The following is a 12,498-nucleotide window of genomic DNA, read 5'->3' as shown; positions in this document are numbered from 1 at the left end:
GAAATATAGAAAATGTTCGGATCAGATCTTTATATCTCGTTAATTTTAGGTGTTCTACTCAGTTTAATCTTTGCAGAAAAAACAGGAATCGTACCAGCTGGGTTGGTTGTTCCAGGTTATCTGGCGCTCGTCTTTAACCAGCCAGTCTTCATTTTAGTTGTTTTATCTGTCAGCTTGCTGACATATGTGATCGTTCGTTTTGGTCTATCGAAATTTATGATTTTGTACGGACGCAGAAAGTTTGCGGCGATGCTGATTACAGGAATTGCCCTAAAGCTCATATTTGATTTCTTCTATCCAGTGGTTCCGTTTGAAATAGCAGAATTCCGTGGAATTGGAATCATCGTGCCTGGATTGATTGCGAATACGATTCAAAAGCAAGGTCTTACGATTACCCTTGGAAGCACATTACTTCTAAGTGGTGCAACATTTGCCATCATGTATGTTTACTATCTATTTTAAGATAAGGTGTGTCCAATGATGAATAAAAAATTGAGCTTTCAGGAAAAGCTGCTGAAAATCACAAAGAACCAAAAGAAAAAGACGAATAAACACGTACTGATTGCTTTACCGATTGTCATTGCTTGTACATTTCTATTTACATTTATCGGGAAAGCACAAGTACCAACTGTAGAAAAGAATCCAGAAAACATCCTGACCGCTTCGTTTGTCGGAGATATTATGTTTGGAAGAAATGTAGAGAAAGTCACAGACCGCTATGGAAAGCAGCACCTGTTCCGCTATGCGAAGCCGTATTTTGATGTATCAGATTATGTAACTGGGAATTTTGAGCATCCAGTGGCTTCAGATAAGGAACAGGCAGCACAAAAGAATATTCATTTGAAAACAGATGAAGATTCTGTACAAGCGTTAAAAGATTTGAATTTCTCTGTACTAAACTTTGCGAATAACCATGCAGCAGACTACGGTGAAAAAGGCTTAAATAACACAATTGATGCCTTTGAAAAAGCTGACATGGATTATACAGGGGCAGGGCGCAACGTCAAAGATGCGAAGCAGAACATTTCATACAAAGAAGTGAATGGCGTTAAAATCGCTACCCTTGGTTTTACAGATGTATATGGAAAAGATTTTAAAGCAACAAATCGCAAGGCAGGTATTCTGCCAGCTGATCCATCTATCTTTATTCCGATGATTTCACAAGCTGCTGAAAAGGCAGATATCGTTGTTGTTCATGCGCACTGGGGACAGGAATATAACAATGAAGTAAACGACAGACAAAGAGAGCTGGCAAGAGCGATGTCAAAGGCTGGTGCTGATATCATTATCGGTGCACACCCGCACGTTCTTGAGCCGATGGAAGTCTATAACGGAACAGCGATTTTCTATAGCTTGGGGAACTTTATTTTTGACCAAGGCTGGTCAAGAACACGTGATTCTGCCATTGTTCAGTATCATCTGAATGAAGATGGAAAAGCGACATTTGAAGTGGTTCCAATGTACATCAAAGAAGCGACACCTGCTCCAGTCAAAGCAGGATCTCTTGAATCAAAATCGATTATCCGTATGCTGACAAATGGCACGAATGCGGATTGGAAAGAAAAAGACGGACATATTTTCTTTGAAGTCGATCATTCTGATAAAGTTCAAACATTAAAAGAAAACGAGGGGAAGGATAAAAAATGAAATTCCTTAAAGCAAGCTGGCCGTTTGTTGCGTTAATTTTAGTCTTTGTCTTTATGTCTGCTTTTAAATTTAGTGACAGCCTCACAGATCATGAGAAACAAAAGATCTCGGTTGAAATGCAGAAAATTGAACAGCAAAAGCAGTCAAAAGCGGAAGCGAGTAAATAAAGAAATGATGATGAAAAGAGCACGCGAGGCGTGCTCTTTTTTGACGGAAAAAGGTGTAAAATGAAAGGGGTCATGTCGAAACTATAAAAGAAAGGAGGAAGAGAGGATGAAATGGAAAGGAATACTGCTTGGAGGATGTGCCATTGTAGGACTCATGTTTATGTCTCAAACAGAGGTGTCTGCTCAAACAACAACTCCTTTAAAACAAGCGGAAACGCTGATAGGTACGCCTTATCATAAAGGAGGAATCGATCCGAAAACGGGCTTTGATGCGTCTGGCTTTATACAATATGTATACAAAACAACAGGTGCATTTGATTTGCCGCGAAAGGTGATCGATCAATACCAAATCGGTGAAAACGTATCATGGGGAAAAGCGAAGCCCGGAGACCTTGTCTATTTTCGCAGTCTTGAAGAAACAAAAGACATCCCGACACACGTTGCTTTGTACGCTGGAAATGATCAAGTGATCCACATCACACTCAGTCAAGGGGTGGTGAAAACAGATGTCAGCAAAAGTAAATATTGGACCGATCGGTTCTATGCGGTCAAACGGCTGCCTGTCTCCCAAGAGATGTCGGATGATCAACTGGTGAAAGATGCGATGAAATATTTAGGAATCCCTTATGTATTCGGGGCATCAGATCCAAAAGTAGGATTCGATTGTTCAGGTTTTTTACAATATTTATTTGAAAAATCACTTGGGATTTATTTACCAAGAAGTGCTGAGCAGCAATGGATGGTTGGAGAGAAAGTAGCACGAGACGATATTCGCCCTGGAGACTTTGTCTTTTTTAGCAACACGTATAAAAAAGGAATTTCACATGTAGGAATGTACATCGGAGGAGACCGCTTTATTCATGCGAGCCGTTCGGAAAGTGTGACGATTTCTTATTTGTCTGAATCGTATTGGCGTGAGAAATGGACAGGTGCGAAACGATTAACTGAGCTGAAACTAGCGAAAGAAGACCCAGTCGTATCAAAAGCCGCTACGTATATTGGAGAAGTACCTTATGTAAAAGGTGGTGCGAGCCCAAAGCAAGGCTTTGATACAGCAGGATTCACGCAGTATATCTATCAAGAAGTGCTTGGAATTGAGATGCCTCGCTATGCGCCGGGACAAGTTAAAGCAGGTACACCTGTGAAACGATCGGAACTAAAGCCAGGAGATCTTGTCTTTTTTAAAGGGACTTCGTTGATGCCAGCCATTTATGCTGGTTCAAATCAAGTCATTCATGTGACGGTTTCAAATGGCGTTGTCATTACCAATATGAAAACAAGTACGTATTGGAAGGATAAATATGAGACGGCCGTTAGAATCAAAAAATAAAGAAAAAGCCCGATCAATGCTCGGATCGGACTTCTCAACTTCTCACTAGGCGCTGATCAGACAAGCGTCTTTTTTTCTTGAAATTGATTCTGCAAAAGCAGATCAATAAAATAGGCGACGCCATCTTCATGGTTGCCTTTTGTGATATAGGTGCTTTTTTCTTTAATGACATCCACCGCATTCCCCATCGCTATCCTGTGTCCTGCTTCATCGAACATGGATAGATCATTAGGGCTGTCACCGATCGCATAAATATCGGATCGGTCTACGCCATAATGGGCTGCAAGTTTCTTGAGGGCATGTCCTTTACCTGACTCTTTTGGCAGTACCTCAATGATATGTTCTCCAGATGAGGTCAAGGAGAGCTCAGGCATCTTAGAAAGAAGATCTCGTGCTTCTTGCAGCTTATTCATATCAAAGGAGAAGCATAGTAATTTATAGGTTGGTTCATTCGACTCAAAAATTTGACGGATGTCATCGACAGGTTTGATGCCAAACTGTTTAAATTGAGTCATCGCTCCTTCCCATAAATCAGCTACATCCTCATGAGGATTGGCGCTTTTGATCATATCAAATTCAGCTTTGAGCTTTTCTTTTCCATCAAATGGGGAAAGGAGGGCATCGTCTGTATAGACCTCGAAATAAATGTTCCGTTCCACTAATTCCTTTGCAGCACGTCTTCCAGCTTCTTGATCAAGGGTGATTCTGCTGAAGAGCTTGTACCCTTCTGTATGGACAGTTCCTCCGTTTGCCGCAATAATGGGAATGTCCAAATCCCCAAGAAGCTCTTTTACATCAAAAGTCGCGCGCCCTGTACAAATGGTCACAATATATCCAGCTTCCTTCGCACGAATCAATGCTTGCCGGTTTTGAGCGGATATTTCACTTTTCGTATTTAAGAGTGTACCGTCTAAATCAATCGCAATCATTTTTTTCATTGCTGTTATATCCTCCTTCATTCATGCAATAGCCTCTTCAAAGTATGTACGATTTCCTTCATTCTCATGAAAGAGTCGGATCGTGGATTCCTCTCTTTAAGGCTAAACAAAAATGGTCAATTGATCAAGGATATAAGAAAAAGCGCCCAAAAGGACGCTTTTAGCGTGTAGACAAACCCTCTCATTCTTTGTCAGTCCTGCGCTCCGGTGCTCACGAATGTCAAATTCGCTCTGCTCCGGTGCTCGTCCTTCCTAGACTGCAAAGGTTTTCTATCACGCTTAAAAGAAGAAAAAGCGCAAACACCTTTTTCGACACATAAAAAGCGCCCAAAAGGACGCTTTCTGTTTTATGATAATTCAAGCTGTTTCTTCAATTCCGTTTTGACTTCGTTCAGTTGGTTTTGATCCAATTGGTAATAATAAACGCCATTTGGCTGGTAATCAGATCCTTTTAGTTGAATCGTATCAACAGATTTCAATGAAGTGAGTAGTGGGAAAAGACCGACTAGTTCTTTCATTGACAGGTTAGTTGAGACGTTATCACCTAGAGTATCTATGATATTGTCATAAGACGGAATAGACGTTACTGATTTTGATTTATCGAAAATGGCTTTTAAAACTTCCATTTGACGCTGTCCGCGCATGAGATCACTGTCTGCTTTTCTTGTTCTCACATAAGCGAGAGCTTGATTACCATCTAGTGTGTGAGTACCTGTTTGCAGCTGAACTTTGCCCTTTGTATCTTTAAGAATCTGTTTCACAACATATTCATCTTTAATGTTAACGGAAACACCGTTTAATTCGTTCACAATTTCCTTAAATGCTTTGAAATTACTTTCAATCACAAAGTCGACAGGGATATCTAGTAAATTCTCAACTGTACTCACCGTGAGGTCTGCATCACCAAATGCGTGTGCATGTGTGATTTTGTCATAACCATGACCTGGAATATTAACATATGAGTCCCTTGGAATACTTAATAATTTCACGGTTTTATTCGTACGATTTACTGTCGCTAATACCATTGCATCGCTTCGTGCTTGTTTGACGGTTTCGCCTGGTCTGCTGTCAATGCCAAGCAGCAAGACAGAAAAGCTGTCTTTCCCAGGATCAAATGCTTCAATCCGTTTGACAGATTGTGCACCGCGGTCTAGAGAGACTTGTGCTTTTTTCGCAGCCGATGTCACTTTATAGTAGGCATAGCCGGTGACAGAAGCGGTTGTCAGTAAAAGAATACCAAAAATAAAAAGAGTGACTTTCACCCATGGTTTTAAACGCTTTTTGCCTTTGCGTTTACTTCTTGTTTGATCCATATATTTAAACCCTCGCTATGATTTTATAGTAAAGATGTCCTTCTTCCTGCTTACAAACTAAAACAAATATACCTTAAAACGGGATATAGTGCGACATTTTTTTCACTAACGCTTAATTGACGTTTCCTTATCTAAAAAAGTTTCAATGATACGCAAATGAAATATATTTGTCATAAAACATCGAAATGTTTGAAATGACAGGAAGTGAGGAAAATGATTTTTCATAGAGAAACATCTAGTCATTACATAGATAAAAGAGGGGTTATGATCATGAAAAATCGGAATGGGTGGCTTTATTTCTTCGGCGCACTTGGCGGCGCCTTATATGGTTACGATACAGGTGTCATTTCTGGCGCTATCTTATTTATGAAAGAGGATTTAGGTTTAAATGCATTTACAGAGGGACTTGTGGTCAGCTCGATCTTAATTGGGGCGATGCTCGGGTCTTCTCTTTCTGGAAAACTGACAGATCAATTCGGACGGAAAAAAGCGATAATCGCCGCAGCCATTTTATTTATTATCGGCGGATTTGGAACAGCCCTTGCACCGAATACGGAGGTCATGGTCTTATTCCGAATCGTGCTAGGACTTGCTGTCGGATGCTCGACGACGATTGTTCCATTATATTTATCTGAACTTGCGCCAAAGGAATCAAGAGGGGCACTTTCCTCATTAAACCAACTCATGATCACATTTGGTATTCTTCTTGCCTATATTGTGAACTACGTTTTAGCAGATGCAGAGGCATGGCGTCTGATGCTTGGAATTGCCGTTGTTCCTTCTGTTCTCTTGTTATGTGGTATTTTGTTTATGCCAGAAAGTCCTCGCTGGCTGTTTGTCCAAGGACAGGCGGACCGGGCGAAAGAAATATTGTCAAAACTTAGACAAAGTAAGCAAGAAGTTGAAGACGAAATTGCGGATATTCAAAAAGCAGAAAGTGAAGAAAAAGGCGGTCTTAAGGAATTACTCGAGCCATGGGTGCGCCCCGCTTTAATTGCTGGTGTCGGCTTAGCTTTTTTACAGCAGTTTATTGGGACAAATACGATCATTTATTATGCACCAAAAACATTCACAAGTGTCGGCTTTGGCGATTCAGCAGCCATTTTAGGAACTGTAGGAATCGGTGCAGTCAATGTTGTCATGACGTTTGTTGCGATTAAAATCATTGATCGTGTCGGGCGGAAAGCGTTACTCCTATTTGGAAATGTAGGGATGGTTCTTAGTTTGATTGTTCTAGCAGTGGTCAATCGTTTTTTCGAGGGATCAACAGCTGCAGGGTGGACAACGATTATATGTTTAGGACTTTTCATCGTCATTTTTGCTGTCAGCTGGGGCCCGGTCGTATGGGTGATGCTGCCGGAGTTGTTCCCGGTACATGTCCGGGGAATTGGTACGGGGGTATCGACCTTCCTACTGCATACAGGGAATTTGATCATCTCGCTCACATTCCCAACCTTGTTAAGTGCAATTGGCATCAGTAACCTTTTCCTTATTTATGCAGCCATTGGCATAGGTGCCTTCTTATTTGTGAAATATTTAGTCACAGAAACGAAAGGGAAAAGTCTTGAAGAGATTGAAGAAGATTTAAAAAAGAGAAACCGTGCCGTCGTGAATGACGAAGGGGAAACGGTATGAAAAAAGACCAGCTGCATGAGGCAGCTGGTCTTCCTTTGTTAAACAAACGTTTAATCAAGAAAGGACAATCACTCATCTTCTGAACGTGCTGCCTATGACATACATATGGAACAGGCGGGCGAAAGGTGGAAATGAGATGAAAGGAAAAACGAGCATTGTGATGCTGACGTACAATGAACTGCACCTAACGAAAAAATGTATCGACAGTATCAAGAAGCATACTCGGCGTGATGAATATGAACTCATTATCGTGGATAATGCTTCATCAGACGGAACAAAGGAATATGTGAGACAACTGGAAGATGTCGTGTTGATTGACAACGAGAAGAATCAAGGCTTTGCCAAGGGCTGTAACCAAGGGGCGAAAAAAGCAACAGGAGATAGTCTTCTTTTTTTAAATAACGACACGATTGTGACCGAAAACTGGCTTTTGCCTTTAAGAGAAGCCCTTTTTGCATCAGATCGTATTGGCATGGTAGGCCCTGTCTCCAATTATGTGAGTGGTCCTCAGCTCGTTCAGCCATCTTACACAGATGTGAAGGAGCTTCCTGCCTTTGCGAAGGCATATACGGCTTCGAAAAAAGGTCAAAGAACATATGTGCATAGACTTGTTGGTTTTTGTCTGCTGGTCAAAAGAGAGCTGATCGAGGATGTAGGGTTATTTGATGAGCGATTTGTATATGGATCATTTGAGGATGATGACCTTTGTCTGCGTTCGTTGCTGAAGGGATACCAGCTGCAAATCGTCCATGATTCTTTTGTGCATCATCACGGTCATGCTACCTTCAATGCCAATGAAGAAACGAACATCTCTACGTTGTTTGCGGAAAACAGGCTTCGTTTTTTAGATAAATGGGGCATTGATTTAAATCTGATAACGCCCCATCCATATTTTGCAACACTGCTCCCTGAGGATGCCGGATGTGTGCTGGATGTTGGCTGTGGTGCTGGGGCGACAGGACTTGAACTGATCAACCGGCAGTCCGTTGACATGTACGGAGTAGAGGCGGATGCATTAAAAGCAGAGATGGCAAAGGCGTATTACAAAGAAGTGATTGAGACAAAAGCGGAGGCGTATCCTTGGTCAGAGAAAGAAGCTTTTTTTGATGCTGTGATCTTTTCTGATGTGTTAGAGCATGTGTCAGACCCATGGCAGATGATTGCTCAAGCGCATGCGTCTTTAAAACCAGGAGGCGTGATCATTTGCTGCTTACCTAATATGATGCATGCGGAAGTACTGCTGCCTTTAATGGCAGGTGATTTTACGTATCAAGATGTGGGGATTTTAGATCGAACACATATGAGATTTTTCACACCAAACACAATGCGGGCGCTCTTTCCAGACCATTTGTTTCATCGCGTGATTGAACAGCCGATCAATGTGCCAATTGATCAAAACGTTCAATTGTTTTTTGACGAAGTGGCGAGAGTAGGAGAGTCACTTGGCTTTCAAACAAAAGCATTATCTGATCAAGTGACGCTCTATCAGCTTTTGATCGTTGCACGTAAAAAAGGCGGTTCCCCCTCCGGGTAATCCGCCTCAGCGTGTAGGCAAACCCTCGCATTCTTTGTCAGTCCTGCGCGCCGGTGCTCGCGAATCCTTCATTCGCTCCGCTCCGGTACTCGTCCTTCCTAGACTGCAAAGGTTTTCTATCACGCTGAAAAGAAGACAAAGGGCTAAAACAAAGTTCATTTTAGCCCTTTGTCAACCATCTAAGGCGGATGACCGCCTTTTGTGCTACCATTTAAAGCTTTTCGTTGCGCCTTCTGCACCAAAGTTCAAAATGCTCACTTTGACGTCATATGCAATGTCTACTTCTTGAAATAGTGTATCCCATTCATTGCGGTGCTGATCCCAAAAGTCTGGATACTTGATGCGCACCTGCCGATTTAAAAGGATCGGGTCAACGCCAACTTCTTTTTGCATGTGGTGGACAGCTTTTTGAATGCGCTCTTTGATTTTGCGTTCAAAAATGCGCTCAAATCGTTTGATGTATTGCTCATCGTATGAGTTTTCAGGGGGATATTGATCTTCTGATAGTTTCCCGTTTGTTTGTACACTAATTTTAAAGGAAATCTTTCCGTTCTTCAGATAGGGTTCAATCTTTGACTTTGCTTTCTTGATTTCATACGTAATCGGAAAGCCTTTGTAGGTGGCGGGTACGACTCCGCCTGAGATGCGATTCATGACCCAGTTTAAAGATTGGACATCTTTTGCTGGAATGAACCCTATCAGCTTTCGTGTTTTTCCATGGATAATGCCTGCACCATCATAGGTGAGTTCTCCGTTTACGACATCCACACTCTGGACAAGAAAGCTTGTACCCATCTGAAAGTAATCCGACGCTCGGCCAATACGTGTTGGCAGTAAAATCTTCCCGTTAAAGCTCCGGTTTTTTGATGTTTCAAAAATATGCTCGACTGGAACTCTTTGTTGTGATTTTAATTTTTGATTGATGACTTTTGATGCCTCATGGCGTGACACTAAGAGGTAGCTGCTTCTTCGAACCTCATCATCTCGTATAAAGTGGTTGAGTGTTCCTTGAATATCATGATGCTCGGCTTGATTTTTGCCAAACAAAAAGATTTTGAGGTGATCACTGTAAATCGGCGGGTCCTTCAAAGCGACATTGCTGACTGCTTCCAGTACATTTTTCCCCTTTGAGACGACATTCACATAGCCAGGGGAATCTGCTTCTTGTGTACCGCCCATTTTAGGGACAAGGTTTTGATAGGTGAGTTTGACTCCGTTATCATCTTCCTCGTCAATGCCAACACCGCGTACAAACGATAATTTCTCAATATCCTTTAAGTCCCAGCAGCCTGTCGATAAAATCAAAAGACAGCAAGACAGAAAGGTGAGCCATAAACGCCGTCCTTTCATGCAGATCGACCTCCCCATTTTTTACGTATCATGAGCAGAACAGCTGTTAAAAAAGGAATCGCTAACACAGCGAATAATGCATAGCCGAGTAAAGTCGAGTAGTAAAAGACTTCATTGATATTTCTCGGAAAAAGAGAGAGAGCTGAGGTCAGCAAAAACAGCAACCATAGCAGTCTCGTTAAATTGGTTGTCTTAAAAACCGTTTGACAGCCTTTAATAGCAAATTGGAAAAAGCCAAGCATACAAATAAACTGCTGGCACGTCCAGATCGTCAGTAAGAAAATATCAAAGCGTTCAATGAAGACCCCTTCTAGTTCTAGCGCTTGAATGAGTGAGACAGTGGGCCAGGTGAGTGATTTCGTTTCTCCAACCGTCATGGAACCAATCACAATAAAGAGCGTGAGGGAGTAAATAAGTGTGGTGATCCCTACACCGATCGCTGCGGCCCATTTCGCTTTTGACCATTTGTCTTTATAGATAAGCGGTACGACAAACAAAATGACTTCAAAGCCTGTAAATTGAATAAATGTTTGAGAGAACAAATTACTAAAATCTTTAAACCCGTGAGCCATTACCGGGCGTAAATAATCAAAATCAAATATTTTCAAACTAAACAGCATGAGCCCAATGTAAATGATCATGGTCATCGGATAAATATATGTCACCATTTTCACTACCGGAAAAATTCCGCTTTTTAAATGATAGGTGGCCACCAGTAAAAAAATCATCACAATCACGGTCATCGGGGTCGATTGCAGCAGGAAAAATTGAACCACTTCCCCCAGTACACGCGCCTCAAAGCCAACAATGGCTAGTAAATAACCGATCAGCATTAGGTTGAAGATCGTGCCAAAGAAGGCACCGGCTCCTTTTGTATTCGATTCAAAAATGGTATCCGGTGCATTCTTCTCCGCAATCCAACCTAGCAAAAAAGCAACGAAAGCAAAGATGACTCCCTGTATTAATACAATGATCCAGCCATCAGGGAATCCTGAATTGGCAGAACTGCGAGGAATGGTTAAAATTCCAGCGCCTATCATTGTAGAACTGCACAGAATGGTGACTTGTAACAATGATAGCTTCTCAGCTCTGTACATCGTTTACTCTCCTTGTCTTTTGAGATTTTTTGTCTTGGCTGTTTTCGGTCTTGATTTAAATAGCCCTATTGGTAAACGAACGTACGTATCTTTTAAATCTGAAAACGGTGAAGACAAAACAGGTGTGAAATAGTCAAAACCAAAGGTCTTTAGCTGCATCAAGTGACAAAGTACAAATAAATAACACATGATGAGGCCGTATAATCCAAACATGGCTGAACTGAAGATGGCCATAAACCGCAGAATGCGTAGGGGGAAGCTGAAATCATATGATGGAGCAGTGAAATCTGCTAGTGCCGTCAGAGACACAATAATGACCATTAAGGCACTGACGATATTGGCTTGGACAGCCGCCTGTCCAATAATGACGCCGCCAATCAGTCCAATCGTCTGCCCAATCGCCCTAGGAAGACGAAGTCCAGCTTCCCGCAGCAGTTCAATCGTAAACGACATCAAAATGGCTTCCACTACAGGGGGAAAGGGCACATTTTGCCGGCTGCCTGCGATGGTAAGTGCCATTCGTGTTGGTAATAAACCAGGATGATAGGAAACAAGGGCGATATAGAGTCCCGGTAAAAAGATCGTCAAAAGCACGGCAATATAACGGAGTAAACGCAAAAGAGTCGCACTTGTCCATCTTTGATAATAATCCTCCGGTGATTGCATTAAGGCAGTGAGTGTCATCGGCATAATGAGGGCAAATGGCGTCCCGTCGAGCAGAATAGATACCTTTCCTTCTAGCACAGAGGCAATCACCCGATCAGGACGTTCTGTATTTTGAATCTGCGGGAAAATAGAGATATGACTGTCTTCAATCAGCTGTTCTATGTAGCCGCTCTCAGGAATATCATCCATTTTGATTTGCTTCATACGAGAGAATACATCATCTACTAGTTTGGGGTCTGCGATATCACGAACATACACAAGAGCAGCAGATTTCTTGTTACGAGTACCTATGTTCACCTTTTGAATGACAAGGTTCGGATCGTTTGCCCGTTCACGAAGCAATGCCGTGTTTTTTTCAAGATTTTCAATAAATCCAATCCTTGGTCCTCTTACAAGGACTTCTGATTGCGGCTCCTCTACTTCTCTAAATTGAAAAAGATTCGTATGGAGCGCAAGCGCTTGAGTGGCCCTATCCACAAATAAAATAGCCCTGCCGCTGTATAACTGCTCGATGGCAAGGTTCATATCTTCCAGCACATCATTTTGAATACCAAAGAACGTTTTAGAAAGGGAAGAAAGTGTGGTGTGGTCGACCTCAGTGATGGTCAGTTCCTTTTGCATAGGTGAAATGATTTGTTTGGAAAGCATCTCAAATTCTGTGAGTCCTTCAACGTACACGAGACATGCAGAGACAGCGGAAGGACCAAATGAAAAAGAGTGGAACACGATATCATCACTTTTGCCGGCAAAGCTTTTGACACGCTGAATGACGGACTCTATATCTTGTTCAATACGACTTTTCATAATACCTCACCCTCATG

Annotated in this window: 11 protein-coding genes; 6 read left to right on the top strand and 5 right to left on the bottom strand. The window is 42.0% G+C overall.

The features are described 5' to 3' along the window. Positions 1–12 precede the first annotated feature (12 nt). The 4 genes from pgsC (at position 13) to NST73_RS16950 (ending at position 3,144) form a co-directional block, all read left to right on the top strand. Positions 13–462 carry a poly-gamma-glutamate biosynthesis protein PgsC gene (gene pgsC, locus NST73_RS16965; protein WP_007497520.1) on the top strand — a complete coding sequence of 150 codons (450 nt, stop codon included), beginning with the start codon at positions 13–15 and terminating at the stop codon, positions 460–462. An 18-nt stretch (positions 463–480) separates the two neighbouring features. Beyond that, positions 481–1,647 (top strand): CapA family protein, encoded by a 1,167-nt coding sequence (locus NST73_RS16960; RefSeq protein WP_024718710.1) that lies wholly within the window; start codon positions 481–483, stop codon positions 1,645–1,647. After that, a complete protein-coding gene (locus tag NST73_RS16955; protein WP_008343253.1) occupies positions 1,644–1,814 on the top strand; it encodes a hypothetical protein in 171 nt (56 codons plus the stop codon). The genes NST73_RS16960 and NST73_RS16955 overlap by 4 nt, the downstream gene beginning before the upstream one ends. A 106-nt stretch (positions 1,815–1,920) precedes the next feature. Then, positions 1,921–3,144: a C40 family peptidase gene (locus NST73_RS16950; RefSeq protein ID WP_144679115.1), complete on the top strand. Its 1,224-nt coding sequence runs from the start codon at positions 1,921–1,923 to the stop codon at positions 3,142–3,144. 56 nt (positions 3,145–3,200) lie between these two features. Here the strand turns inward: NST73_RS16950 and NST73_RS16945 are convergent, their stop codons facing one another. Beyond that, complete coding sequence (locus NST73_RS16945) at positions 3,201–4,082, bottom strand: Cof-type HAD-IIB family hydrolase (protein WP_173408353.1); 882 nt, start codon at positions 4,080–4,082, stop codon at positions 3,201–3,203. 347 nt (positions 4,083–4,429) lie between these two features. Next, positions 4,430–5,395 (bottom strand): LCP family protein, encoded by a 966-nt coding sequence (locus NST73_RS16940; protein ID WP_017360001.1) that lies wholly within the window; start codon positions 5,393–5,395, stop codon positions 4,430–4,432. 270 nt (positions 5,396–5,665) lie between these two features. Here NST73_RS16940 and NST73_RS16935 point away from each other — a divergent pair, with 270 nt between their 5' ends. Further along, a complete protein-coding gene (locus NST73_RS16935) occupies positions 5,666–7,030 on the top strand; it encodes a sugar porter family MFS transporter (protein ID WP_089374136.1) in 1,365 nt (454 codons plus the stop codon). A gap of 136 nt (positions 7,031–7,166) precedes the next feature. Further along, on the top strand, positions 7,167–8,564 hold the full coding sequence (locus NST73_RS16930) for a bifunctional glycosyltransferase family 2 protein/class I SAM-dependent methyltransferase (RefSeq protein WP_096881948.1): 1,398 nt from the start codon (positions 7,167–7,169) through the stop codon (positions 8,562–8,564). A 204-nt stretch (positions 8,565–8,768) separates the two neighbouring features. Here the strand turns inward: NST73_RS16930 and NST73_RS16925 are convergent, their stop codons facing one another. Genes NST73_RS16925 through NST73_RS16915 form a run of 3 tightly spaced genes read right to left on the bottom strand, consistent with a single transcriptional unit; the run spans position 8,769 to position 12,481 of the window. Next, positions 8,769–9,914, bottom strand: coding sequence for a Ger(x)C family spore germination protein (locus tag NST73_RS16925; protein ID WP_116306345.1), 1,146 nt, complete (start codon positions 9,912–9,914; stop codon positions 8,769–8,771). Beyond that, complete coding sequence (locus tag NST73_RS16920) at positions 9,911–11,011, bottom strand: GerAB/ArcD/ProY family transporter (protein WP_024719278.1); 1,101 nt, start codon at positions 11,009–11,011, stop codon at positions 9,911–9,913. Before NST73_RS16920 ends, NST73_RS16925 begins: the two co-directional genes overlap by 4 nt. A gap of 3 nt (positions 11,012–11,014) precedes the next feature. Further along, positions 11,015–12,481 carry a spore germination protein gene (locus tag NST73_RS16915; protein WP_035702242.1) on the bottom strand — a complete coding sequence of 489 codons (1,467 nt, stop codon included), beginning with the start codon at positions 12,479–12,481 and terminating at the stop codon, positions 11,015–11,017. Positions 12,482–12,498: the final 17 nt, after the last annotated feature.

It is taken from the genome of Bacillus sp. FSL W7-1034, from assembly GCF_038593365.1.
GTDB classification, from domain to species: domain Bacteria; phylum Bacillota; class Bacilli; order Bacillales; family Bacillaceae; genus Bacillus; species Bacillus altitudinis.
Note: the sequence above shows the minus strand (reverse complement) of the source record. Positions and strands in the feature narration are given on the sequence as shown.